This is a genomic window from Amylibacter sp. IMCC11727, from assembly GCF_029854195.1.
Taxonomy (GTDB): domain Bacteria; phylum Pseudomonadota; class Alphaproteobacteria; order Rhodobacterales; family Rhodobacteraceae; genus Amylibacter.
Map to the genome: position 1 here is coordinate 1,483,157 of NZ_CP122960.1, position 24,770 is coordinate 1,507,926.

Here is a 24,770-nt window from a genome sequence, read left to right on the forward strand (position 1 = left end):
TCATGACCGATACTTTGGCCCAATCCACGCTCAACATACAGACCGATACATCAGGGCAGGGCAAACCACTGCCCAGCCACGTTAAATGTGCCATCATCGGCGGTGGGGTCGTTGGGTGTTCAATTCTATTCCACCTTGCAAAATTTGGTTGGAAAGACACGATCCTGCTGGAACGGGATGAATTGACCAGCGGCTCCAGTTGGCACGCAGCGGGACAAATTCACACCATTTCATCTGACCCGAACATCAGTCGTCTGCAATCCTATACCATTGGTTTGTATAAAGAAATCGAAGAGCTGTCTGGCCAATCCGTAGGTTTGCACATGACGGGTGGCTTTTACCTCGCCTCCAATAAAACTTGGCATGACTATCTGAAACGGGAACGATCCAAAGCACGTTATATGGGGCTGCACCAAGAATGGATCGACCTTAAGGAACTGGCTGAAAAGCACCCGCTGATTGATCCAAAACACTATTATGCGGCGTTGTGGGATGACCAAGACGGCGATTTGGATCCCTCTGGCACGACCTATGCGTTTGCTAAGGCTGCCCGCACGTTTGGGGCGCAGTATTTCACGCACACACCTGTCACCGCCACTACACAACGCCCCGATGGCCTGTGGGAGGTCACAACCAGCCGTGGCACAGTGATTGCCGAACATGTTGTCAACTGCGGTGGTCTGTGGGCGCGTGAAGTGGGGCATATGGCGGGGCTGAACATCCCCGTGCAACCCATGGAACACCACTATCTGTTGACCGAGCGTATTGATGCGGTGGCCAATCACCCCGAACGCCTGCCCGCGGGTATTGATTACGAGGCAAACATTTATTTCCGTCAAGAACGCGATGGTCTGTTGCTCGGCACATACGAGGCAAAGGGCACAGCTTGGAAAGTAGGTGGAACGCCGATGGATTTCGGGCACGAACTGTTGCAACCGAACCTCGATCAAATCGCAGATCGGCTGGAATTTGCATTCGAACGGGTTCCAGTGCTGGGCGAAGTTGGCATTCGCCAAACCATCAACGGCCCGTTCACTTTTGGTCCTGATGGCAACCCAATGATCGGCCCTGTTCCAGGGATGCACAATTATTGGTGCGCAGTTGGGGTTATGGCGGGGTTCTGTCAGGGGGGCGGTGTTGGCCTTACCATGGCGGAATGGATGATCGACGGGGAACCGAGCATTGATGTCTGGGCTATGGATGTTGCACGATTTGGCGATTGGGCGACCCCTGATTGGGGCACAGTGAAATCTACCGAAAACTACGAACGTCGCTTCGTGATGACCTTCCCGAATGAAACCTTGCCAAAAGGGCGCAAACAACAAACAACTGCCCTTTATGATCGCTTAACGGCAAAAGGTGCCCGCATGGGTCAAGCCTTTGGTTTGGAACATGTTTTGTGGTTTGGCGACAATCCCGATGACGCATGGGAAGACCCCACATTTGAACGCAACCGCAGCCATGATTACGTGGCCCGTGAATGCGATGCCGTGCGCAATGGCGTGGCAGGGATCGAGGTGGCGAATTTCGCAAAACACGTGATCAAAGGCGCAGGTGCGCGCGCATGGCTCGATCAAACCATGGCGGGATATGTGCCAAAACCGGGCCGTATGACCCTGTCACCGATGCTTACTGAAAAGGGGCGTCTGTATGGGGATTTAACCATCGCCTGTCTGGCAGACGATCACTTTATGCTGTTCGGGTCAGGGTCCATGCAAGATGCACACACGCGGTTCTGGGCCAAAACATTGCCCGCCGACGTGACCCATGAAAACCAAACTGCCGATTGGCACGGCATTGCCATTTCAGGCCCAAAATCACGGGAACTGTTATCCCGTATCACCCGCGATGACGTAAGTGCCGAAGCCTTCAAATTCCGCGACACACGCCAGACTTTTGTCGGTGGGGTGCCAGTGATCCTCAATCGGATCAGTTTCTCTGGTGAATTGGGATATGAGATTTATTGCCGCCCGCAATACCTACTGAAACTCAGCGAAGCCATCGAAGAAGCGGGGGCAGACCTTGATTATCGCTGGTACGGCAACCGTGCGCTCATGTCCCTGCGCCTTGAAAAAGGTTGGGGCGCTTGGGGGCTCGAATTCCGTCCAGATTTCAACGCGCTTGAATCGGGCATGGACGTGTTCATAAACTGGAAGAAAGATTTCGTCGGCAAGGCGGCAACCGAAGCCGCAAAAGACGCAGGCATAACCCGCAAACTGGTGACATTGACCATCGACACTCCCATTGACGTCACACTAGACGAAGCGGTGCTGAAAGACGGCGCAGCCGTGGGCTATATCACGTCAGGCGGCTACGCGCACAGCGTGCAAAAATCCATGGCCATGGCCTATGTCAGCGCAGAAAACAGTGCGGCAGGCACACTGCTCGACGTGGAAATCTTAGGCGAGATGTACAAAGCCGAGGTCCAAGGCCAACCGCTTTATGATCCAACAGGGGCAAAAATGCGGGGATGATTGTCCACAGGCCCTAAATGTCGAGGGTGATTTCTTGCACTGCAACGTCACCCGTTTCCCCATCCAAAACCCGCTGAATCAATGGGTAAAGTAAATCCAGCGGTCCTTGCGCGTGCGGCGGGCGACCCGCCGCATCCCAGTTTGCCGTGGCATCCGCCATTATCTTCAAATCCTGTTTAATCACAATCCGCATCAAGGGGACAAACAGCGCCGCCTTGAGCCAGCCCAAGCCGCCTTGCCGTGGCCCCGTCATCACCGCAAACCCACGCAAATGCGTGTCGTCTTCACGCGTGAAGTATAATGTGGTGACAAGGTTCAAACCGTTTTTGCCCCAATATTCCAAACTCACCACGCCAGGGCGGTAAAATCGGCTGATTGCGTAACTGCGCTGGCGTTCCAACAAGCGTGATAACAGCCCGTTTGATTGTTCCTCTCCACTGTAACGCAACACCAATTCGCCTGACTCAATACCTGCAATCAGCGTCACGCGGTTGGTTGGCCCGCCACCGCCACGAATAATACCCTTATGGACAAACAACGTGTGGATGGGGTCGAGTACATTTTCAACGGCATCGGCCACAGTTGCATGCGCGTGGCTTTGCAAAATGCGGCTGACTTTTGGCTGATCGTCCCAAACAGGCCCGCGAATGTCGCCTGCGGCTTGCGCATCGTGAGTGATAAAGATCAACCCATGCGCTTCACGGGCGCTCCATGCCCGCACGCGCCGATTGCTGGGGGCACCCTCTGCTAAGGGAATATGGGTGCAAATACCTGTGCCATCAAACCGCCACCCGTGATAGGGGCATTCAATGGAACCTCCAACCACGCGCCCACCTGATAGAGATGCCGACCGATGGGGGCAGCGATCCTGAATGGCAGCAATGCCATCTTTGGTGCGAAAAACCGCTAGCTTTTCACCCTCAAACATCACCTGAACAGGTTTTTTGCGCAGCTTTTTTGCACGCAACACAGGATGCCAATGAACGTTCGTCATGTCGCAATCCGCCCCGCACGAATGTCATAAATGATGGCCCGATCCGCTGCGGTAAGACGGCTCGACATATCCTCATCCAGTTGCAGCGCATCAAAGGGCAGGGGCAGGGGGTTCATGAACACTCGTTCTACAAATCTCGCGTTTGGCCGTGCTGCTTTCATCACACCGCGCCACGCATCGGCATAGGTGTCAGGAGTGGTGTAAGACCCAAAATCGGACAAAGAAAACCCGTCCGCCTCAACCGTTTCATCCAATTCATGCAGGCCCGCCAATCGGATGTCCAACCGATCCAACCGCGCGCGCACCGTGTCGTAATTCTCTGCCAACAAATGCAAAGGCAATGCAGACGGTAAGGCCGAAGTGCCCCGCAAGATCAGCGAAGCAAAATCGCTCTCGCGAAACAGAAACGTGTTTGACGCGCGGTTGAACGCCCCCGCCAACCTCTGTTCTACTTGATCTGGGCTTGGTAAAAACGCTCCACCTGGTTCGCCAATCACCCGTGTCCAAACCCATGGTCGCCCCAGCATCCGAATAGACGAGCGCCATATCCAATCATCAAACTTTTGCGCCCAAATGCGTCCCTGTGTTTCCACATCAGGTGCGTCGAAAAGGGCTTCAATCTGTCGCCCACGGATCAGCCGCGTGCCTTTGGCCCCGAAGCGCAACACCCGTTCCCACAGGCCAGCATACCAAACGCCACGCTTGATCATCTTCAGCCGTGCATCCCAATACTGGGCGTCTTCAACGCTTAGCGCCGTGCGTACCCTTTGCCACAATGCCATACGATCCCCGGATGTGATCCCAAGAAAGGCCAGCAATTCCCCATGATCCAATTGGCCAATGGCCGCAATTTTCAAACGCAACAATGCGTTTTGCGCGGGGTTCATATCAATCGCCACTACAGTTTTGGCATCTGACAATAGCATATCAAGGGGGCGTGTGCCCGATCCTGTTATGCACACCAGCCGTCCGCTTGTGCCTGCCAACCCCGCCAATTCGCTGCGCCCATCTTCGTTGGATGACGCGAAGTTTAAGTTTTCGAAAAAGCTCATGATTGCTCGCTCCAGCGGTTTTCTACTCGGCGTAATTTGCGCCCAAGGTCGAGGGTAAGTGGATCCCGTTTAACACGCACATCCACATTAAGCCCTCGCTTGTAAAATACATTTTGTAATGCAGTTTGCGCGGCATCCACATCTTGGGGCGAACAGTCTGGTTTTAACACCAAAGTCACGCCAGATTTGGCGTCTCGTACCACTCGAAAATCATCAATGGCGCGCGCAGCATCCAGCACAGCATTGCGCAAGATATCAGGTGTAATCAGCGTGGTATCAAACAAAAACACATCATCCATACGCCCCACGACCTCATCCACCACCTGCAAAGGGGAGCCGCAGGTACAGGGTGTATCCGACAGGCGCAACAGATCATTCATCCGATAGCGCGCCATGATTTGAAACGATCTGCGAAACCCCGTAATTATGGGCGAAACCAGCCCATGGCCCACATCTTCAAACTCGAAATACGTGGCATCCTCAGCCAGATGCAGTGACCCATGCGCACAGCTCACGCCCAGCAACCCTTCGGTGGCCATATAAATCTGACCAAGCGGGTGATTGAAAAAGCCTTCAATCACGGTTTTGTCCATCGGGTCGAGCGTCTCTGCCCCCGCGTAAATCCTGCGTGGCGACAGCTTCGCCGATATATCCGCGAAGTGGCGCAGCACCCGTGGCGGTGCGATGATTGTGGTAGGCGCGAACGCCTCTAATGCCTTCAACCAAACCTCGGGCCCTTCGCGCAAATCAAAGAACTTCAATTGCATCCGCCCCGCCTTATTTGCCCCGTCATACAAAGCAGAGGATTGGGGCAGGATCACAGCAACCCGTTCGGAGCGCAGTAAAAAAGCGGGGATAGTTTTGGCCAAAATGGACCCAAGCCAGCGATATCGTTCTTCTGCGGTCACTGCATAAAGCGCGCGGTTGCCCGATGTTCCTGTTGATGCGCCAATGCTGACCCCATCAACGTCTCCACCCCCAGCAAAGGCGTCCCATCCCTGCGCAGCGGTGATCCTGCTCAGATTAAAGTCTTCAAACCGGTCCATAACTGTGGCTTTGTCGATCACTGGCAGGGCATCCAATCGAGGTGTTTCAGTCGCGTAAAACGCCACACGACCCAAATCGTTCTGCAACCAATGGTCCAGTTTGCGCTGCTGCCATTTCGCAAATGCAGGGCGCGACATGCGCGCCACCCGCAAAGCAGAGACATAGGCGCCAAGAGCCGACATAATTTGCTTCATTTGGGGTATTCCAAATCATATCGGGTCACATCAGGATCATGGCACAGCAGAACCGTACCACCCGCATCGGCAAAGGCTGCGACCCGTGCCGTGCTTTCCATGTGGGCTGCGCGATCCTCAGCCACCAAACTGGCGGGAAAGCGGGGTGACCTGCTATGCAGCGCCGATGTCACCCATTGTGTATCCGTGGCATATAGTAAGGGGCGATCTTCGCCATTAAAGCACAGGCCGAAATGCCCCTCCGCGTGGCCTGGCAATTCAACAGCCAAAACGCTTTGATCCCCGAAAATATCCCGCGCTGGGCCCAACCCAAGGGGCGCATCCACCGTCGGCTTTTGCGCTGTATCGTCCAACCGTTCCGTCATATCTGCTGGCAGCAATTCAGGGAAAATGCCTCGGTGCATGTTGGCCCAATGGCTCCGCCCCATCACAGTGGCATAGGTGGCCGCATCCGCAATCAACCGCGCCTGTGGAAATCGCGCTAGACAAGACACGTGATCCACATGGAAATGCGTTATGATCACCGCCGTTACATCATCAGGTGTATACCCCAAACGTGCCAGCGCGGTGGTCGGGTTACCCTCTGGCAATAATTCGGGTTTAAGCGCCCAAGCATAGGCGCGCAAACTGCGTGAGCGCCCAAGCGCAGTGATGGATTCCGCACTATAGCCCGCATCAATCAACACAATGCCTTCGGGCCGTTCAAGGATACCAACCCGCACGCGCAAAGGCAGAAACTCCTGCCAGCGACCGCCGCGCAGAACCAATCGCTCCCGTGTTGAAACGGTTGCCGTATTCGTAAACTTCGGCGTCATGTGGCCCATCCTGCAAAAGTTTCATCCAGCCCCTGATCGAACCGTATCTGCGGTGACCAGCCCAGCCTGTCACGCGCCTTTTCAATGTTGAGGCTTTGACGATAGGCAAATAGCCCAAGCGCATAGGGCGTAACACGGGGCTCGCGCCCCCACGGGGTCATACGACTGGCCACATCCAATACATGCGCAGCCACTTTGGCAGGGCTCAGTGGAACAGCACGCCAGCGGATGGAAATACCAGCACGCACCGCTGCTCGTTCCACAATGTCGCGCACGGGCAATTGTTCGCCCCCTGATATATTGAACACTTCGCCTTGCACGTCAGAACCTGCTTGTAATGCCGCCTCAATCGCGCGAACAACATCGCTGACATGGGTCAAATCAATCGCCGCCACACCGCCGCGTAAAATTGGCAACGGCCCTCGTTTTGCCGCCGCCAGTAAACGCGGCAACAGGGCTGTATCCCCAGCTCCATAAATCCCACGCGGGCGCAGGCTTACAGGCCCCACGTCAGGCTGACGTAACACCATCGTTTCCGCAATTGCCTTTGTCGCACCATACGCATTGATCGGGCGGGGCAGGGGCATGGTTTCGGCCACATTTTCCTGATCCCGCATGGCAAAATACACGGTGGGTGATGCAATATTTACAAATCGGCGAACACCCAACGCCTGCGCCAATCGCAACGCGGACTCTGTGCCGATCACATTGGCCCGATGAAACGCGGCATATGCACCCCAAGGGGAAGACAAGGCTGCGCAATGCACCATCGCATCCACGCGACCAATATCGCGCGGCAACGGCAGATGCAGCTGGCTCAAATCCATTGCCAAAGTTGAAGCACCCATGTCGGCCAATGCCGCCAGCTGCGCCGTATTCCGGCCAAGGCCAACCACGTCATACCCCTTTGTCAAAAGGACGCGGCACAGCTCTCCCCCAAGAAATCCCGTGGCTCCAGTTACCAAAACACGCATATCACACCACAATCGCCATGCCGCCAAAGCTCACGCCAGCAGAGGTTCCAAGCAGTAAAACACGCATTCCATCGCTGATCCGCCCGTCGCGGCGCGCAATATCAAGCGCAGTCGGGATCGAGGCGGCAACTTGGTTGCCAAAATCAGCGGCGATATTCACCACTTTGTCCGATGCCAATCCTGTGGCTTTCACCATATGTTCGAGCGCAAGAGGGCTGGCCTGGTGGGGCACAATCAGATCAACATCCTTTTCGGACCAGCCAGACATCTGCAACAAATCTTGGACAAATGCAGGGAAATGGCGGTGGGTCAGTTTAAACAACGCTGCGCCATCCATGCGAAAATACGCGTTTTCCGCAAAGGCTTTGGGATCCGAATGATAATTGATGCGCGTCCCTCCCGCCACAATACTGCTGGCTTCATAGCCAGAAGGATAGGTGCGCATCAACCGACCACAGATCGCCGCGCTTTGGGGCTCAGACGCGGTTACAACCGCCGCTGCAGCCCCATCACCGAACAAAGCAGCCACATCGGGTTGATTGGCCCACGGCAAAGCACGAGACGCCACTTCGGAAGACACGATCAACACCGTATTCGCATGGCCAAGCGCGATACGCGCCGCCGCAATATCCAATGCAGTCACAAAACTCAGGCAGGTCGAATTGATATCATGAGCCTCTGCCGACCCTTCTATCAGGTCCAAACCACGCATGATCAAAGGGGCTGTGGTGGGTAATGCCTGATACGGCAATCCGGATGCCCCCAAAACCAAATCAATCTCGTCTTTATCAATGCCAGCATCCGAGATTGCTCGGGTGGCGGCCTCAACGGCCAAATCAATTTGCGTTTCATCTTTGCAAACCCATCGTGCGCCGACACCTGACATGGATTCAATCTGCCCCAACTCAAAGCCAAGGTCGCGATCAATATCTTCGGACAATAGGCGTGTTTTAGGCAGCGCATGGCCCGTGCCTAAAATGCGAATGGATAGGGGGGAAATCGCCAAAACTGAGACTCCAAATTAATAACTTGAACAATGTTCATAATAAAGGATCACGAAACCGTCAAGTCAAAGTTTGACTGTCATATGAATAAGCAACGGGAGCGTTGACACATTTGTTGTTTAAAGGGGGCCACACACAGCCTGAGGCAAGCCGACCTTACGGAGCGAAAAGTTGAGTGAACTGCGAGCAGTTAACGCAAATGCAGCCGAACAAATTCTTCCGCATCTGCATCCAACAACGCATCGCGAATTTCTTCGGGTTTGGGCTCGTTTTCCAGCCAATCCAACGCGATTTCATCTGTAAATTCGCTGTTGCGCGTGTAGCGAATTTCTTTGCTTTTGTCCTGCTCGACAGGGGGCACAGACAAAAGACTGCCATCTTGGATTTTCTCGAAAATTACTTCGTGCGCACTGCGAACGGACGCCATGGTGAACTCAAAACTGTCACTGTACAGTTTGGGCTCAGGCCGCACATGGTACAGCATTCCGCCCGTATCCAAACCCTTCGCCAGCAAATGCAAGGTTGCGCCAACATACTGTGGATTGCCGTCTTTACAGGCCCAAAAGTTACAGGCTGCACCGCGATACCACGGGGACATGCCCATATGAATGTTGACTGTGCGTTTCGACATCAGGAAATCAATAAGCCAGCCTCTGATCCAGCTGCCGCCAAACACAATATACAGGTCAGCATCAAGTGCCGTGCCAAACTGTTCCTTAGACATGTGGTTCAGGTCGCCAGATCGCAACGGGATCAAGTTGATATTGCTCAGGCTGTGATCTTTGGTGGCAAACACCTTTTCTTCCGCTTCCAAAACCCGCGAGAAATACCTCTGCATTGGCTCGGATTTGTTGTAAAAATCCTGAACCTTTCCTGGAAAGACGGACAAGGTTTCCATTACCACATGCAGATCGTTTGTGACCTCTTGCAACCGCTTAATGAAATGCAAATGGCGTGTTTGGTTCGATGTAAAAACGGTTACCTTCACAGGATGTTCCTTACTAAATTGGCGTGATCTTCGCGTGGAATTTCCAGCGGGGATTTGATTTCACGTTGTGTGATCGTGGATCGAAACCCAACAGTGACCCCAAGCTCGCGTAAAACTGCCAGCGTTGTCGCGTCATAATGGCCGCAAGGGTGCGACATAGTTATCGGTGCTTGGCCCGTAATATTTTGCAAAATCTCATGGTTGGTTCCATATTCTTCGGCCTGCTTTTCTTTGGTTAAATGGGTCATAACCATGGGATGCGTATGGCTGTGCAACCCGATGGCATTGCCTTGGTCGCTCAAATCACGGATCATTGCAGAAGACATCAAAAGCAATTCTGTACGCTCGGCAAACGGATAGTTTGCAGCGGCCATCATGCGATCCATAATCACATCGTATTTTTTGGGCCCAAGAACGTAATCCCGTACATAACGATAAACTTTGTCGTTATAGGTAAAGAAAGCGCAATCGCCCAAGAAACCCTTTTCAATGGCAGCATGTGCCGGATCAAACGCCTGTTCATTGTCGGCTTTGACCGCCTCAAAAAACGACGCGTAAAAGGCTTCCATGTCGTCGAAAAACACATTGCGAAAATCGCGGTAAAATTCGAGCTTTGTGACATCTGGCAAATGCAAATTCGTATAACAAAAGAAAAAACCACGCAAATCATGAGCCTGCATCACAGGCCATGCAACGTCATATTGGCACCGCAGGCTGTCATCGAAAGTCAGCGCCGTTTCTGTATCCTTCAACGTGCCATTTAACGCTTTTTCAATGTAATCATTGGGCTCAAGGAAGGTCTTCCCTTGGCGTTTGGTGGCGTTAATCAAATCATCAAAGACCTCAGCAGAAATTGACCCCTGACCCACAGGATGAATTTCGTCGTGAAAATGATGATACATTTGTGCGAAATGCATATTTTTTCCTTCTTTGTCGGGCAAACTGATCACTGCCCAGAACGAAACCAAAGCCGTTTAATGCTGTTCTCTTGGCTTCGTATACGTTCTGATCTGCGAAGGCCAACCGTTAATTAACGGATAAGACACACGGGCGGTCCAGAAAATACTCGGATGTAAAAGGGTCATTGGGTGTCGCGTGAAAACTAAAAAAGGTCTACCCGATCCTGCTGCGGTGCCATTCTTTAACGCGTTTAAGTGCCCCAACCACCAAATCCGCCCATTATTCGGCGATGTCTTCTGCCCATAATTCAGGTTTCTCGGTAATGAAACGCTGCATCAAATCCACGCAATCCGCATCATTGGCGACAATGACTTCCACCCCTTTGGAACGCAGGAAATCCTCGTTTCCGCCAAAGTTGGTGTTTTCGCCAATTACAACCCGAGGAATGCCGAATTGCAGAATTGTGCCCGTACACATCATGCAAGGACTGAGCGAAGTATATAGCGTAGTATCGCGATACGTCTTTTGACGCCCGGCCTTGCGCAGTGCGTCCATTTCACCATGCGCAATCGGATCGCCTTTTTGAACGCGTTGATTGCGCCCTTGAGACACGACCGCGCCGCCTCGCGCCAATACGGATCCGATTGGGCAGCCCCCTTCGTTATACCCTGCAAGCGCCTCTTCGTAGGCCACGCGCAGCAACTTGGTGTCTTCTGAGGTCATCATGTCAGGGTCCTTTCGTCAGGATCGGCGCATCATAGTAAGGCAGGTGTTCCACACTCGGATGCCACATTCCTTCTTTTTGCAGCTTGTCCATATGATCGGCAATTTCGTCCAACGTTGCAAACCAAACATCTTTTTCCAGCTTGGTTTTTTCGATCCAAGCTTCCACCTGTTTCCAGCGTGCCAGTCGTCCCGTCAAAAACGGATGGATAATCAGCATAAAGAACCCGCCAGCATCATACTGGGCGTCGAATTCTTCCCAAAAACCCGCCAAACCTTGGGACGGGCCGCGCACTGGCATCATATATCCGATTTCATCGTAATGGGCGAACTGTGGCCAATCATCGGTGCCCCAATGGACCGGCATTTCGTAAAGCGCGCCTTTGGCCGTTTGTACCTGATAGGGGATATCATCTGCCATCATCGAACTGTCGTATCGCATGTTGTGCTCGATCATCAGATCAACCACCTCATCCGTGATGTTATAAACGGGCGCACGATATCCCCGTGGCGCTTGCCCGCAAATCCGCTGATGCACATCTAATGTGCGTTCAAACCACTCTCGCTGGCTGCCACGGGTTTTTATTGGGTCTTCGTGTAAATATCCGTGATGCCCTATCTCATGACCCGCTTTTAGTATTGAGTCCGCCACATCGGGATAGGTTTCCAAGCACCAGCCAGGGATGAAAAATGATTGTTTCAGCTCTAACCGTTTGTATGTGTCGAGTATGCGCGGCAAGGCAACCAATGGCCCATATCGCCCCATAGAAATGGGATACAACCGGTCTCTGCTGTCTTCTGGCTTTGCGATATGGATCAGGCTATCCGCATCCATATCAAACGTGATTGCAACCGCACATTTGGCGCCATTGGGCCAAGGGATTGGGTTTCGGATCACGAGGCCACCTTACATTTCCGCCAGCAAATGGGCGCTTTTTGCATCCCAGCTTAGCCAGATGTCTTGGCTTGGCTGCAAATCAAACTTGGAAAGTTCGCGTTCTTGCATCTGCACTTTAAACTCGTGTCCGCTTTCGTCTTCTAAAAACAGGGTAACCATGGAGCCGACGAATTCTTCGGAAATCAGCTTACACCGCACGATGTTTTCGGCTGTTGGTTTATCCCACGACAAATGCACCAAGTCCGCAGAAATCACAAAGGTCGCATCTTGACCTTGGCTCAGACTCTTCCCTTCAGAATCCAGTGTGAAAACACCAGATGGCGTTTCAATATGCGCGGTTGTATCTGCGATCTTAGACACCGTGCCTGACAGGATGTTATTGCGCCCGACGAACTCTGCGACGAATTGGTTCTGCGGTGCGCGGTAGATGTCTTTGGGAGTTCCAACTTGCGCAATCTCGCCGTTGCCCATGATGACAACACGATCCGCCATTGCAAAAGCCTCTGACTGGGAGTGGGTGACATACACAAAGGTAATGCCCAACTCTTTTTGCAGCTGCACCAATACCGCCTGCATACGAATTACCAAATGCGCATCAAGCGCGGACAAAGGTTCGTCCAACAACAGGATTTTGGGTTCCAGCACCAAAGAGCGAGCCAAGGCCACCCGTTGTTTCTGTCCACCAGACAACGTTGATACGTTGCGATTTTCAAATTCCAAGATGCCAAGCTTTTCTAGCCAGACAAGCGCACGTTTCTTACGCTCTTCTTTGTCGACCCCGCGCATTTTGAGCCCGAACTCAACGTTTTCGCGCGCGGTCAAAAAAGGGAATAGGGCCAAGGACTGCCATACAAGGGGCGTGTCGCGTTTATGCGGCTCCACATCGTTCATGACTTGGCCGTTCATGCGAATTTCACCGATTGATGGTGCTTCTAGCCCCGCCAGCATCCGCAGCGTCGTGGTTTTGCCACAGCCAGATGGGCCCATGATTGCCAGAAACTCACCCTCATAAATATCGAGGTTGATTTCTTTAACCGCCACAAAAGTCCCAAAGTGCTTTTGGACTTTATCAATGACAACAAGAGGTTCGGACATGTTTAGGTGCCTTTCATTTGGCGGCTAACAAAAAAGACTTGCGCCAAGATAACGAGGGTCATGGAGATCAAGAATACAAACGTACCGATGGCGTTGACTTGAGGGTCGATGTTGCCCTGAACAATTTCAAGAATTGCCACTGGCAGCGTTTTGTTCAGCCCTGAGACAAACCACGACACGGCAAATTCATCGAACGATACCGCCGCGGACAAACACAGCGCAGAGATGATCGACGGTTTGCAAAACGGAATAATGACATAACGCATTGTGGCCCATTCGGTCCCGCCAAGATTCCAGGACGCAGATTCAAGATCAGGGTCCATCTGGTTCAAACGCAACCGAATGACCGCCATCGCAAAGGGGGCGCACAAAACGCTATGGGCAAGGATGATGGACCACAGCTGTCCTGACATCCCGATTTTTGACAACCACGCCAGCATGGCCAGCGCCATGATGATCAATGGAATGGTCGGGGGCAACAGGATCAGAGCAAGGTAAGGCCCTTTGAATTTGAAATTATACCGATAATCGGAATAGGCCGTACAAAACCCCAAAATAGTTGCAATCACAGCGGTGGAGCTGGACACGATCAAACTGTTCAATGCCGCCTGCCAGATGTCAGGGTCGTTTAGAACCTTCACGTACCACTGTGTCGAAAACTCACCCAAAGGAATGGTCGGAAACCGCTGCGAGTTGAACGAAAAGACAACGCTAAAGAAGATCGGCGCGAATACGAATACGAAAATCAGTATTACGTAAATCGACAAAGAGAAATTTAAGGCGCGATTGGATTTCATCTGCTTGCTTTCTTACGATAGGCCAGCGCAATGCCTGCGAATGCGACAGCAAACAGCGTTACCATCATCATAATCGCAACCACCGCGGCGCGTGGCCACTGCTGGCCAGATTTCGTTGTGTCCAAGATCAGGATCGGCAGCGTCGGTTCCTGTGATCCACCCAGATAGAAGGGGGCCACAAAGTCGCCGAACGACAGGATAAAGCAAAAGATGGCCGCTACGATCAAACCAGTTTTTGACAGCGGAATAATGACACGCCAGATGGTGGCCAGCGGTTTACACCCAAGGTTCCGCGCAGCCTCGATCAAGGTTTTGTCGATGTTCGCCATGGTCACGGTTTGCAAAATTACAACCAAGGGCAAAGTCAGCGTCATATACCCGACCAGCGTCCCAAAGTTTGTGTTCAACATAGTGTATGGACCAAGCCCGAGGTACGACAACAGCGCATTCACAACGCCTTGTTCAGACAGAATAACGAACCACGAAAATGTTCTGACCAGATAGCTGGTAAAAAAGGGAATAATCAAAAGAAAAATGGCCCAGCGGCGTGTGGTTTCACTGGCTTTAAAGGCAAGCGTGAACGCGGCAGGGAAGGCCAGACACATGGCCAGAATCGTCGAAAATGTCGCGATCATAACCGTGTAGAAGTAACTGTCCCAAAAGTAGTTTCGCGACAGCATCTTTGACCAATTCACGAATTCAAACGCTTCGGTCATACGATAGTTCTTCACAAGGAAAAACGACATCGCGATCATGAAAACTACGGGGCCAACAAAGAACAGCATCTGCCAGATAATGATCGGCAAACGCCACGTCAGCGCGTAAATGTTTATCTTTCGGGCAGGTTTAGTGGACATTCAACTATTGGCTCCAAAAAAGGTGGGCGGCAAAACATCCGCCCACCTGTGTTAGGTTTTTACATCAGGAGTTTTTGTACTCTGACCAATAGTCGTTCCAATCTTCCAAAGACTGCTGCTTTGGAATGTCGCGGTAGTGGATGCGACCTTCGTTGATCAACGCGATTGGATCATTGGACATGCCGTCCATCTGATGAGACCGCTTCGCCTCTTTCGGATCCGCTTCGATCAATGCGGCACGACCGCCTTTGGTCACACAGAAACCAGGGTAGGCTGCCATTTGCGCAGACTTCACCTGACCTGCTGGAGACAGCATGTACTGGATGAATTTGTTCACGATGTCAGCTTTGTCGCTGCCTTTGCCGATGGAATAGCTTTCAGTGAACTGAATGCCGCCTTCTTTCGGGATAACAGAACCAACAGGCGCGCCATCTTTTTCCAGAACACCTGTGATCCAGTCACCAATGCCGCACATAGCGAGCATTTCACCGTTTTTCAGGCCGTTGAATGTGCCGCCGTAGTCAAAGAAACCACCAACTTGCGGGCGCAAGCTCGATGTTGTTTCCTGAACCGCAGACCATGCTGCGTCGTCCAAATCCCACAGACCTGCACCATTGCCGTTATAAAGGCTCATCATGCCCAAAGTGGGCAAGTGCCAGTCAAAGTGACCAACTTTACCCGCAATTTCGGGCTTCCAGAAGCAAGAGTAGCTTTGTGCTTCTTCTTCGGAAATCGCGTTCTTGTTGTAGGATACGCCCAAGTGCCCACCACGAACCATCATGGAGTACAGTTTGTCATCGGCCCAGTGACCTGGGAACTTTGTAAAGTCTTCGTGCAGCATATCGTCAAACGGATAATCCGCAGGGTTCAGCTCTTCGATGTAACCCGCTGCGTTCAACTGCTGAACGAATTCGCCATCAGACAGAATGACGTCATATGTGCCAGGAGGCGACTGCGCGATCAGCGCCATCATGTTGTCGCCGCCCGCGTAATATTTCGGTACAAACTTAACGTTGTTTGCCGCTTCAAACTCCCCAACGACATCCTGTTCACCATGCCCGTACCATGCCAGCATGTTAATCTCGGTGGTTGACGCCCATGCGCGACCCACAAATGGGGCGGTCAGCGCAACCGCACTCGCACCCGTCAACACCTGACGGCGCGTTGGCACACCAAGCACTTTGGTTTTTACATCTTTTGTCATTCTTAATCTCCCTGTTGCAGCGCGGCCCTTAGCAACGAAACAATCGTTTTACGTATGCGAACGCTGGCCAAGCGCCCTGAGTGAAAGAATGCTATTGGAAGAAAATCACGATTGGAAATTTATGGTTTATATGGCGGCATTAAGAATCTTAATGCTATTTTGCAGGGGTGGCAGATCGCTTCACAAATGTCTGTTCAATCTGGTCAATGATCGTATAACCAGCCGAGCCAATCTGCGCCTGACGCGCGAATAGTCCAATGTGCAAAGGCTCTAACGTCGGCAATCCATCTGCGGCGGATAAACTGCGAATGCCTTGTTTTAGCGTGGGTTCTGTGAGGCAGGAAAATCCCAATCCGTCATTAATCGCTTTTTGCAGCGCGCCAATCCCGGGACTAGAAAATGCAATGCGCCATTGTAACCCCGCCAGCTTCAGCGCGGTGGTCATTCGGTCCCGATAAACACAGCCATGCGGGTGTACCACCAAAGGAATCGCAGTGTTTTTTGGCAGATCAAAACCTGCGGGCCCAACCCATGTGGGTTCTTCCTGCCAGTGTTGGAACAAAAACTGCTGATCGTCCCCTTCAAACAAGGCAACAGCAATATCGATTTCGTTTTTATGCAACAATTCCAAAAGGTTCTTGGACAGATCACATCGGATTTCAATATGCAGGGTCGGGTTGTCTTTGATGACTTTGGTCAACTTGGATTGCAGCAGATCAACCGCATAATCCACGGGCAGCCCAATGCGGACCAGAGTGCCTTTGGTCGGTGGTTCAAAATGTGCAATCGCCAGATCATTCAATCGCAATATCTGCCGCGCATATACCGCCAGTGACTCACCTTGTTCTGTCAGCGATACTTCTTTGCCCACCCGCACAATCAACTTGTGGCCAACAAGCCGTTCCAAACGCTGTACCTGCAATGTGATCGCCGGCTGCGTGCGCCCCAAAATATCGGCCGCGCGGGTAAAGCCCTCAACCTCTACAACGGTCACAAAGGTGCGCAAAAGATCAGTGGGAAGGTTCGTAATTCTCATCAGAACACTATAAATAAATGATATGACAAAGGAAGCATGATTTAGATTTAATATCAAATGGCCTAAAACTCAAACGAGCGGCCGCTGAACAATTCAGGGCCGCTCGTAAAACGCGTAAGTGACGTAATTTACACTTACTTTGGAAACGCCATTTCTGGCTTATAGGTCTTAAAGCTCTCTAGGTATTGAGCATTAGCCTGATCTTGCCATTTGGTGTTCTGTTGAATGGCTGTAACGCATTTGTATTTCTTGCGATACTCAGCCGTGTTTTCATTGTCTTCCATGACAACCGCAACCATGCCTGCAACAATGCCGCCTTGCTGTTCAACCAACTGAACAGCGCCGTGCATTGTGCCGCCGGTTTCGACCCACTGATCCACCAAAAGGACCCGTGTGCCGGGGGCATAGGCAGGATAACGCATTTCCATGCTTTGAGTCTGACCAGAATAGTTTGTCATCGCTGCGCTGTCTGTATCAACGCACAGTTTGCCCGCTTTGCGGATAGGCAGGAACCCACAGCCGATCCGCGTGGCAATGCCAGACGCCAATACGAAACCCATAGCATCCAAACCTGCGACCACGTCCACCTCGTCTGGGTTAATTTCTGCGCACAAATCATCCAACAGATCGTGGAACGCATCGCCGTTGATGTAGATTGATGTTGGGTCCAACCACGCGAACTTATCGCCCTTCGTGTTTGGGGCCATAATCGAAAAGTACCAGCGATCGTCTCTTGGGCCTTTATCAATAGTCATAATTTCCGCTCCTTAGCTTTGAATTACAGTCATAAGTTTTTGCAGGCGGGCAGGGTCGATATTGTAGAAATCCCCATCAAAATTAATCCCTGTTGCCACCATGAATAGGTCAACATCCGCTGCATAATCGTGTGCGTTTTCTGGCGTAATACCAGATGCGAGCCCCAAGGCGGTATCGCCGCAGTTTTCACGAAATGTCTTGATCTTGCCCACATCTGCTGCATGCCCCGTTGCCACGCCAGACGTGACAACGATGTCCATATGATCGCAGGCCAACTGGGCGCTATATCCATAAGTGCTCGGATCAGTTTCGCGCTGCTTTTTAAAAGCCGTCCCACCAATATAAAGCCCGTTCCACCCGCTGGCATCCCGTGCGGCCGTAATGCGCTGTGCATCCTCTTGGTCGTCTTCGGCGCGCCGCTCGTCTATACAGGCATCATCCGCCCAATAGCCGTCCACCTGCACGCCATCCGCTTGCAACTCTCCCAAAATTGGAAAAGCGAACTCGCCAGTCACTGCAAGAAAATTCACGCCAATCCAATAGTCAGGATAAGCGGCGCGAATGCTACGAATGATCGGAACCAGTTTTTCTTTTTCAAAATCGTGGTTGATCAAAAAGACGCCAGGGCAACCACCGGCGATGGCCGCATCAATGTTCCGCGCGGCTTGATCGTGATCCAAAACGTGAATAACGGGCAGGACGATTGGGTCTTTGCTTCCAAATTTCGTGTGAAATTCGTCTCGTTTCATCTCGTGTCTTTCCTGCACTTCAAGGTCTGCGTATAGCCTAGAGACAATCCCAACATGAGAAAAATTTATTATTCTAATAAACGCATAAGTGCGAAAAATAGCTTTCAAAACTAAAACGCCACTGCTTCAGCAATGCGCCCTATAAGGGGCAAGGCATCAACAGTGGCGTAAAACTGAATGACGTTGATTTAGCTTTCGGGCGCTAACACGAAATCATGAACCACCTCGTAATACGGACCCGTCTGATTTGCTGCTTTGATTTGTTCGGCATCTTCGATCAACTCGAATTTGGCGAGCAAGCTTTCTTTCACCCCGAACACAGCATCTGATCCGATATATTCGTCATCAGGATCAAAGATATGCGTCACCAGTTCTTCGTACCCGTCGGCACTTACGATGTAATGCAAATGCGCAGGGCGGAAGGGGTGGCGGCCCATATTGCCCAACAGTTTCCCAACAGGCCCATCATCAGGGATTGGATAAAACCGTGGTTTCGCACCCCAAAAGGTGTAGGTGCCATCCGATCCTGTGCGAAACACACCGCGCAGATTGAAATCAGGCTGAATGCCTTTTTGCTGCACGTCATAGAACCCATCATCATTGGTTTGCCAAACATCAATCTTGGCCCCAGAAATCGGTTCGCCTTTGGTGTTCAAAATGCGGCCCTTGATCAACATCGGCGCACCTTTGCCATCCAAACAGATATTGGCTCCCATGGGCAACTCTGGCGCGTCTGGAATGTGAAACGGCCCCAAAACTGTGGATTCTGATGCGCCGCTTGGTTTGCGATTGTTGATTGCATCTACCAGCATCGACACGCCCAGAATGTCGCTCAGCAGAATGTATTCCTGGCGCCAGTCATCCGATTTGTGGCCTGTTTCGGTCAAAAATTTAATCGCCGTCAGCCATTCTTCTTGTGTGGGTTCAATTTCCTTCACCGCTGCGTGCATGTGTTTGACGATCGCCGCCATAACTTCTGCCAGACGTGGATCGGTGTCAGGGCCAATTTGCCCCGTCACAACCTCTGCGGAGTTTTCTTCGGTGAAATACCCTTGATTTCGCGTGGTCATATCCATCTCCTATCGCGACAAAACGGCTGTCAGTACGCGGGTTAATTCTGCGGTGGCATCCTCGGCCATTGTATCTGTGCGCCAACACACATGCTGGTCAGGACGGGTAAGAATGCAACCAGAGTCTCCGATCTCATTGGCACGGGACCAATCGCCCGTGTGATCCACATACTGTTGTCTTGGACCAATGATATGGGCTTGCAAATTGATCCCCAGCTGTTCGGCCACGCTTTGGGCCGCTTCTGCCCAGGCTTTGCCACCCAGCCCAGTAAAGAGCGTAAACGCACCACCGCCTGCTAAATCAAGTGTGGAGTGTTTACCACCCTGCGCATCAAAGAGCCACGCATGGGGCAGGCGCGCGCCTGGCCACGTTGTCGGCTGGTAATGCAAATCAGAATCGAGCGTGAAATCAGGCTCGATCTGACCATCTGTCACAGCAGCGCTCGATGAATAGCGTTGGTTCATTTCAACACCGTGCGCGTCGAATTCGTATTTCTTAAACGCAATGGCCGCGTTTAACGCATCGCGCTGAGCCTCAGCCTCTTGTGAGGAGCCACAGCGGGCATCCATGTTGGCCTTAATGGCTTCGATGTCCGTTCCCCCCGTCATGCCAAGTGCTTCGAAAATGGGGCCAAATTCGCCAATGGATTGGTTTGCGCGGGTAACGATCTGTTTTGCCACAGGGGCGCGTTCTTCGCTATAGGTGTCAAGCAGCGCTTCACCCGCTTGCCCCCGACACACAGCCGCCAGTTTCCACGCAAGGTTATAGGCATCCTGAATGGATGTATTAGACCCCAAACCATTTGACGGCGGATGACGGTGCGCCGCATCACCCATGATGAACACACGGCCTTTGGACAATTGCGTGGCATAGCTGTCGTTCACCGTCCAGGTGTTTGCGTTGATCAGCTCAATTTCCAACTCTGGATCACCCACCAATTGACGTGCCACATCTGTGGCCATGGCTTCGTCTACCACAGGGGCAGGTTCGTTGATATCATATCCCCAAACGATCAGCCATTCATTCCAAGGGCGGATCATGCGCACCAACCCCATGCCAATCCCGCCAACGTTTGCGCCGGGCTGCATCACCCAATACAAAACAGATGGGCGATGCGCTACATATTGGGACAGGTCCGCGCGGAAATAGATGTTCATGGACCCGCCCACGCCCATTTTCCCTTCAAAAGGCAGGTTTTCATTCTCTGCAACCATTGAATTGCCACCATCCGCACCAATCAGATATTTGGAACGAATGGTCAGTTCTTGCCCCGTCATGCGGTCCAAACAAGTGGTCGTCACGCCATCTGCATCTTGCACATGGCTTTTGTATTCTGTGCTCATCCGCGCCCGCGTGCCACGCTTACAGGCGGTTTTGAACAGGATCGGCTCCATAAAAGTCTGCGGCAAATCATTCATGAACGATGGCGAAGACAGTAAATGCTCCGCTTTCGAAAGCGGATGCGTCCCCCAAGATTTCATCCGCCCGATTTCTTCTCCAGCCAGGCTTTCGCAAAAGACGTTTTCGCCCATCAAATCCTGTTCTGTGGCGTTCAGATAAACCTCGTCTTCCACGTCACGGCCCAAATCACGCAGCACTTCCATTGTGCGTTGATTGGTGATGTGTGCCCGCGGTGTGTTGGCCAACCAGTGATAGCGGTTGATGACGACATTCTCGATGCCATAGGTCGAAAGCAGTGCTGCACAGGCAGAGCCCGCTGGACCCGTCCCAATGATCAAAACTTCGGTTGTGATATCTGCCATGTTCATTCCTTTGTAGATGGTGTTTTGCCGCCCACCAAAGTGCGGCGAATAGGGAAAAGTTGAATGCCCGTGCGTTCTGAAAACAGCCCCCAAAGACCACGAGGGGCCACAAGCATTATTAGAATGGCGAGCACGCCCAGTGTCAGCAAATACCAGCTGCCAAAATCGGCGAGCATGGATTGCAATGCAAAGAAGATAAGCACGCCGATGATTGGGCCTTCAATTGTGCCGATCCCACCGATCACCACAATGAAAATCACATAGGCCGTCCAATCGGTTACGCTAAAGGCTGCATCAGGGCTGATCCGCGCTTTTTGCATGTAAATCAGGCCCCCAGCGACCCCTGTGCCAAAGGCGGATGTCAGAAACACAATCCATTTCATGCGGCTAGCATCCACACCCACAGATTGCGCCGCATCCACGTTGTCACGCACCGCCGCCAACGCAAGACCACGTCGCGTGCGCAGCAGCCAGTAAATTCCGCCAATCGTCGCCAATGTCAGCACCAACGCCAGCCAATAGGCCAAAACATCACGCGATGCAGCAGATCGCAGGCCCAGACCATCCTGAATCAGGTCAACAAACCACATGTCTTTCGTGGCTGAACGGGGCAGGGAGGTCCCCGTGCCACCGCCCAGCGTTTTCCACTGAGCGACCAGCAAACGCACCACTTCTGCGATGACCCATGTGCCAATGGCGAAATAGGCTCCATTCAGACGAAACGCAAAAAACGCGGTGGGCACGGCAATGATTAATGCCGCCACGCCCGCCAGCAGGATGGAGGGAACGGGGTCAAGCCCCCAAAGGATCACCGCCCCAAACAGCGCATAAGCCCCCATCCCCACGAATGCTTGCTGCCCGATGCTCACCAATCCGCCATAACCAGCCAACAGGTTCCAAAACTGCGCCAGAATCAACATTGTCAGGATAAAGAACATGTCTTGAATGGTTCCTCGTCCCGCGAACAAGGGCAGGGCAAACAGCACAAGGATCATGCCGATGCCAAAAAACGCAGCAATCCGCGACGCGGGTGTTTGTGTCGTTACACGATAGGCCATCAGTCATTCGCCCTTGGAAACAGGCCACGTGGGCGCACCAGAAGCACCAATAAAAACGCAATATGGCCGGACAGGATTTGCCATTCAGGATTGATCGCAGCCCCCATCGTTTGCGCCACACCGATAATGATCCCCCCCAGCAAAGTGCCCCATAACGACCCAAGGCCGCCAATAATCACCGCCTGAAACGCGTAAATCAAACGCGCTGGGCCGATGTTTGGATCAAAGTTCGCCCGCAATCCCAGATACAGGGCCGCAATTGTGACAATGACCAGCGCGATACCCGTGGCCGTGGCAAAGATGTTCGCAGGCTTGATGCCCATCAAACTGGCCGTCGTCGGGTCATCAGATGTGGCGCGAAATGCACGGCCAAGTTCGGTGCGGTAAAACAACTGGTTCAACGCCACAATGACCAAAATCGCAGAACCGAACGTTAACAACGGCATCGCCCCAAGGGAAATAGGTCCAGCCTGTATAGATGCAGTGGTGAGCGCACTAGTGGGCAATCGTTGGCTGTCTGCCGAAAACGTTTCCAGCAGCGCGTTTTGCAAGGCAATGGACAGGCCAAACGTCACCAAAAGGGGCGGCAGAATGTCATCGCCCAACGTGCGGTTCAGCAGAAATTTCTGCAACGCCCATCCGATAAAAAACATCACAGGCATGGCCACCACAGCGGCTACAAAAGGTGGCAAGCCAAGCAGCGTGACAAGCAGCAAAATCAGATAAGCCCCCATCACAATCAAATCCCCATGGGCAAGGTTTACCAGCCGCATGATCCCAAACACAAGGCTCAGCCCCGCTGCGAACAAAGCATAAAGCCCACCAAGCAAAATGCCTTGGATAATTGTATCAACCCAAATCAATGTCCCGCTCCGAAATAGGCATCATGAATGGCGTCACGGCTCAGTTCGTTGGGCGTGCCCGAAAGGGTGACGCGGCCCTCCATCATGCAATACACCCGATCTGCAACCGCCATTGCCTGCGCAATATCTTGCTCCACAACGATCAACGAAGCACCCGCCGCTTTGATCGCTGGCACGGCTTTGTAGATATCTTTGATCACGACAGGGGCCAGCCCAAGACTGATTTCATCGCACAACAAAACGCGCGGATTGCTCATCAAGGCGCGCCCAATCGCAACCATTTGTTGTTGTCCGCCAGACAAGGCCGTTCCTGCCGAATGCCGCCGCTCTCGCAGGATCGGGAACAGGTCATAAACCGTGTCGAGCGTCCAATGCCCTGCAATCTTGCGCCCGTAGGTTCCGATCAACAGATTTTCTTCTACGCTCAGGGACGGGAACAATTTACGCCCCTCTGGCACCATGGCCACGCCGTGCGCCATGATTTCGTCAGATGGCGTTGCGCCAATTGCCTTGCCGTCAAACTGGATCGCCTCTGCGCCATTGCTCAAAACACCCGCGATGGATCGCATCAGTGTGGTTTTCCCCGCGCCATTTGCGCCAATGATTGCAATGGTTTCCGCTTCGGCCAATTCAATATCCACGCCGAACAAGGCTTGGAAATCCCCGTAATACGCCGTCAAATCATGTGTTTGTAACAGGGCCATCAGACATCGATTCCCAAATAGATTTCACGCACTTCTTTACTGGCCATAATCTCTTCTGGATCGCCAAGTCCAATGACCTTGCCAAAATCCAAAACCAACAAACGTTCAACCACAGAGGTCAGCGCATGCAACACATGTTCAATCCAAATGATCGTCACACCCTGCGCATGAATATCTTTTATTGTTCCAATCAACGCCTGACATTCGCCTTCTGTCAGCCCTCCCGCAATTTCGTCAAGCAGCAGCAATTTGGGCTGCGTTGCCATAGCGCGGGCCAATTCTAACCGTTTGCGCTCCAACAGCGAAAGCTGCCCCGCAACAGTATTTGCACGTTTGATCAGCTCGGTACGCTCCAGCACATCGACGCAATCTTCGTGAACTGCCGCTTCGGACATATTGCGCCCGTGTGTCGCCGCCACCAAAAGGTTTTCATATACCGTGAGTTTTTCAAAAGGTTGCGGGATCTGAAAAGACCGCCCAATACCCGTCAGGCATCGCTCCATCGCAGACACTTTGGTCACGTCGCGCCCTTCAAAATGGATGCTGCCACTGTCCGCCTTTAGGTTGCCCGTAATCAAGTTGAACAACGTGGATTTCCCAGCACCGTTTGGCCCGATAATCCCGAGCGCCTGGCCCTGAGGCACGTCAAAACTGGCTTCATCAGCCACTTTGAGCGCTCCAAAGCTTTTGGACACAGAATTAAGAGACAGAATAGGCATTCGGTTTCCAGCGGTTAAACGGGGTAAAGTGCGCA

At 52.4% G+C, this 24,770-nt stretch carries 24 protein-coding genes; 1 reads left to right on the forward strand and 23 read right to left on the reverse strand.

The window, feature by feature from the left end; genetic code table 11:
* Window positions 1–2 precede the first annotated feature (2 nt).
* Entirely contained in the window at window positions 3–2,474 is a 2,472-nt protein-coding gene (locus tag QBD29_RS07555) for an FAD-dependent oxidoreductase (RefSeq protein ID WP_280100691.1), read from the forward strand.
* A gap of 13 nt (window positions 2,475–2,487) precedes the next feature.
* Here the strand turns inward: QBD29_RS07555 and QBD29_RS07560 are convergent, their stop codons facing one another.
* The 23 genes from QBD29_RS07560 to QBD29_RS07670 form a co-directional block, all read right to left on the reverse strand.
* On the reverse strand, window positions 2,488–3,468 hold the full coding sequence (locus tag QBD29_RS07560; RefSeq protein ID WP_280100692.1) for a Rieske 2Fe-2S domain-containing protein: 981 nt from the start codon (window positions 3,466–3,468) through the stop codon (window positions 2,488–2,490).
* A complete protein-coding gene (locus QBD29_RS07565; RefSeq protein WP_280100693.1) occupies window positions 3,465–4,520 on the reverse strand; it encodes a DUF3419 family protein in 1,056 nt (351 codons plus the stop codon). Before QBD29_RS07565 ends, QBD29_RS07560 begins: the two co-directional genes overlap by 4 nt.
* On the reverse strand, window positions 4,517–5,749 hold the full coding sequence (locus QBD29_RS07570) for a CoF synthetase (RefSeq protein ID WP_280100694.1): 1,233 nt from the start codon (window positions 5,747–5,749) through the stop codon (window positions 4,517–4,519). Before QBD29_RS07570 ends, QBD29_RS07565 begins: the two co-directional genes overlap by 4 nt.
* Before the next feature lie 8 nt (window positions 5,750–5,757).
* Complete coding sequence (locus QBD29_RS07575; RefSeq protein WP_280100695.1) at window positions 5,758–6,576, reverse strand: MBL fold metallo-hydrolase; 819 nt, start codon at window positions 6,574–6,576, stop codon at window positions 5,758–5,760.
* Entirely contained in the window at window positions 6,573–7,550 is a 978-nt protein-coding gene (locus QBD29_RS07580; RefSeq protein WP_280100696.1) for an NAD(P)-dependent oxidoreductase, read from the reverse strand. The genes QBD29_RS07575 and QBD29_RS07580 overlap by 4 nt, the downstream gene beginning before the upstream one ends.
* A gap of 1 nt (window position 7,551) precedes the next feature.
* Window positions 7,552–8,556: a 3-oxoacyl-[acyl-carrier-protein] synthase III C-terminal domain-containing protein gene (locus tag QBD29_RS07585; RefSeq protein ID WP_280100697.1), complete on the reverse strand. Its 1,005-nt coding sequence runs from the start codon at window positions 8,554–8,556 to the stop codon at window positions 7,552–7,554.
* A 188-nt stretch (window positions 8,557–8,744) separates the two neighbouring features.
* The gene (locus QBD29_RS07590) at window positions 8,745–9,542 is read right to left on the reverse strand and encodes a formyltransferase family protein (RefSeq protein ID WP_280100698.1); all 798 of its coding nucleotides are present in this window, start codon (window positions 9,540–9,542) and stop codon (window positions 8,745–8,747) included.
* Entirely contained in the window at window positions 9,539–10,459 is a 921-nt protein-coding gene (locus tag QBD29_RS07595; RefSeq protein WP_280100699.1) for a polysaccharide deacetylase family protein, read from the reverse strand. The genes QBD29_RS07590 and QBD29_RS07595 overlap by 4 nt, the downstream gene beginning before the upstream one ends.
* A gap of 262 nt (window positions 10,460–10,721) precedes the next feature.
* On the reverse strand, window positions 10,722–11,165 hold the full coding sequence (locus tag QBD29_RS07600) for a nucleoside deaminase (protein WP_347936462.1): 444 nt from the start codon (window positions 11,163–11,165) through the stop codon (window positions 10,722–10,724).
* Between the two features lie 4 nt (window positions 11,166–11,169).
* A complete protein-coding gene (locus tag QBD29_RS07605; protein WP_280100701.1) occupies window positions 11,170–12,063 on the reverse strand; it encodes a polysaccharide deacetylase in 894 nt (297 codons plus the stop codon).
* Window positions 12,064–12,072: 9 nt separating this feature from the next.
* Complete coding sequence (locus tag QBD29_RS07610; RefSeq protein WP_280100702.1) at window positions 12,073–13,158, reverse strand: ABC transporter ATP-binding protein; 1,086 nt, start codon at window positions 13,156–13,158, stop codon at window positions 12,073–12,075.
* Between the two features lie 2 nt (window positions 13,159–13,160).
* The gene (locus QBD29_RS07615) at window positions 13,161–13,955 is read right to left on the reverse strand and encodes an ABC transporter permease (protein WP_280100703.1); all 795 of its coding nucleotides are present in this window, start codon (window positions 13,953–13,955) and stop codon (window positions 13,161–13,163) included.
* Complete coding sequence (locus tag QBD29_RS07620) at window positions 13,952–14,812, reverse strand: ABC transporter permease (RefSeq protein WP_280100704.1); 861 nt, start codon at window positions 14,810–14,812, stop codon at window positions 13,952–13,954. The genes QBD29_RS07615 and QBD29_RS07620 overlap by 4 nt, the downstream gene beginning before the upstream one ends.
* 64 nt (window positions 14,813–14,876) lie before the next feature.
* The gene (locus QBD29_RS07625; RefSeq protein ID WP_280100705.1) at window positions 14,877–16,016 is read right to left on the reverse strand and encodes a spermidine/putrescine ABC transporter substrate-binding protein; all 1,140 of its coding nucleotides are present in this window, start codon (window positions 16,014–16,016) and stop codon (window positions 14,877–14,879) included.
* 154 nt (window positions 16,017–16,170) lie between these two features.
* Window positions 16,171–17,052: a LysR substrate-binding domain-containing protein gene (locus QBD29_RS07630; protein ID WP_280100706.1), complete on the reverse strand. Its 882-nt coding sequence runs from the start codon at window positions 17,050–17,052 to the stop codon at window positions 16,171–16,173.
* 134 nt (window positions 17,053–17,186) lie between these two features.
* Window positions 17,187–17,807 carry a phosphoribosyltransferase family protein gene (locus QBD29_RS07635; RefSeq protein ID WP_280100707.1) on the reverse strand — a complete coding sequence of 207 codons (621 nt, stop codon included), beginning with the start codon at window positions 17,805–17,807 and terminating at the stop codon, window positions 17,187–17,189.
* Between the two features lie 12 nt (window positions 17,808–17,819).
* Entirely contained in the window at window positions 17,820–18,557 is a 738-nt protein-coding gene (locus QBD29_RS07640; RefSeq protein ID WP_280100708.1) for a BtpA/SgcQ family protein, read from the reverse strand.
* A gap of 188 nt (window positions 18,558–18,745) precedes the next feature.
* Complete coding sequence (locus QBD29_RS07645) at window positions 18,746–19,627, reverse strand: intradiol ring-cleavage dioxygenase (RefSeq protein ID WP_280100709.1); 882 nt, start codon at window positions 19,625–19,627, stop codon at window positions 18,746–18,748.
* A 9-nt stretch (window positions 19,628–19,636) separates the two neighbouring features.
* Complete coding sequence (locus QBD29_RS07650) at window positions 19,637–21,391, reverse strand: FAD-dependent monooxygenase (protein WP_280100710.1); 1,755 nt, start codon at window positions 21,389–21,391, stop codon at window positions 19,637–19,639.
* 2 nt (window positions 21,392–21,393) lie between these two features.
* On the reverse strand, window positions 21,394–22,449 hold the full coding sequence (locus QBD29_RS07655) for a branched-chain amino acid ABC transporter permease (protein WP_280100711.1): 1,056 nt from the start codon (window positions 22,447–22,449) through the stop codon (window positions 21,394–21,396).
* Window positions 22,449–23,312, reverse strand: coding sequence for a branched-chain amino acid ABC transporter permease (locus tag QBD29_RS07660; protein ID WP_280100712.1), 864 nt, complete (start codon window positions 23,310–23,312; stop codon window positions 22,449–22,451). Before QBD29_RS07660 ends, QBD29_RS07655 begins: the two co-directional genes overlap by 1 nt.
* The gene (locus QBD29_RS07665; RefSeq protein WP_280100713.1) at window positions 23,309–24,016 is read right to left on the reverse strand and encodes an ABC transporter ATP-binding protein; all 708 of its coding nucleotides are present in this window, start codon (window positions 24,014–24,016) and stop codon (window positions 23,309–23,311) included. The genes QBD29_RS07660 and QBD29_RS07665 overlap by 4 nt, the downstream gene beginning before the upstream one ends.
* A complete protein-coding gene (locus QBD29_RS07670) occupies window positions 24,016–24,735 on the reverse strand; it encodes an ABC transporter ATP-binding protein (protein WP_280100714.1) in 720 nt (239 codons plus the stop codon). Before QBD29_RS07670 ends, QBD29_RS07665 begins: the two co-directional genes overlap by 1 nt.
* Window positions 24,736–24,770 lie beyond the last annotated feature (35 nt).

Bases quoted from the DNA above. Each gene is read 5' to 3' on its own strand.
- QBD29_RS07645 (WP_280100709.1), bottom strand. From the start codon at position 19,627: ATGACCACGCGAAATCAAGGGTATTTCACCGAAGAAAACTCCGCAGAG.
- QBD29_RS07635 (WP_280100707.1), bottom strand. From the start codon at position 17,807: ATGACTATTGATAAAGGCCCAAGAGACGATCGCTGGTACTTTTCGATT.
- QBD29_RS07625 (WP_280100705.1), bottom strand. From the start codon at position 16,016: ATGACAAAAGATGTAAAAACCAAAGTGCTTGGTGTGCCAACGCGCCGT.
- QBD29_RS07630 (WP_280100706.1), bottom strand. From the start codon at position 17,052: ATGAGAATTACGAACCTTCCCACTGATCTTTTGCGCACCTTTGTGACC.
- QBD29_RS07570 (WP_280100694.1), bottom strand. From the start codon at position 5,749: ATGTCGGCTCTTGGCGCCTATGTCTCTGCTTTGCGGGTGGCGCGCATG.
- QBD29_RS07575 (WP_280100695.1), bottom strand. From the start codon at position 6,576: ATGACGCCGAAGTTTACGAATACGGCAACCGTTTCAACACGGGAGCGA.
- QBD29_RS07665 (WP_280100713.1), bottom strand. From the start codon at position 24,016: ATGGCCCTGTTACAAACACATGATTTGACGGCGTATTACGGGGATTTC.
- QBD29_RS07600 (WP_347936462.1), bottom strand. From the start codon at position 11,165: ATGACCTCAGAAGACACCAAGTTGCTGCGCGTGGCCTACGAAGAGGCG.
- QBD29_RS07655 (WP_280100711.1), bottom strand. From the start codon at position 22,449: ATGGCCTATCGTGTAACGACACAAACACCCGCGTCGCGGATTGCTGCG.
- QBD29_RS07580 (WP_280100696.1), bottom strand. From the start codon at position 7,550: ATGCGTGTTTTGGTAACTGGAGCCACGGGATTTCTTGGGGGAGAGCTG.
- QBD29_RS07615 (WP_280100703.1), bottom strand. From the start codon at position 13,955: ATGAAATCCAATCGCGCCTTAAATTTCTCTTTGTCGATTTACGTAATA.
- QBD29_RS07640 (WP_280100708.1), bottom strand. From the start codon at position 18,557: ATGAAACGAGACGAATTTCACACGAAATTTGGAAGCAAAGACCCAATC.
- QBD29_RS07620 (WP_280100704.1), bottom strand. From the start codon at position 14,812: ATGTCCACTAAACCTGCCCGAAAGATAAACATTTACGCGCTGACGTGG.
- QBD29_RS07560 (WP_280100692.1), bottom strand. From the start codon at position 3,468: ATGACGAACGTTCATTGGCATCCTGTGTTGCGTGCAAAAAAGCTGCGC.
- QBD29_RS07610 (WP_280100702.1), bottom strand. From the start codon at position 13,158: ATGTCCGAACCTCTTGTTGTCATTGATAAAGTCCAAAAGCACTTTGGG.
- QBD29_RS07670 (WP_280100714.1), bottom strand. From the start codon at position 24,735: ATGCCTATTCTGTCTCTTAATTCTGTGTCCAAAAGCTTTGGAGCGCTC.
- QBD29_RS07650 (WP_280100710.1), bottom strand. From the start codon at position 21,391: ATGGCAGATATCACAACCGAAGTTTTGATCATTGGGACGGGTCCAGCG.
- QBD29_RS07565 (WP_280100693.1), bottom strand. From the start codon at position 4,520: ATGAGCTTTTTCGAAAACTTAAACTTCGCGTCATCCAACGAAGATGGG.
- QBD29_RS07555 (WP_280100691.1), top strand. From the start codon at position 3: ATGACCGATACTTTGGCCCAATCCACGCTCAACATACAGACCGATACA.
- QBD29_RS07595 (WP_280100699.1), bottom strand. From the start codon at position 10,459: ATGCATTTCGCACAAATGTATCATCATTTTCACGACGAAATTCATCCT.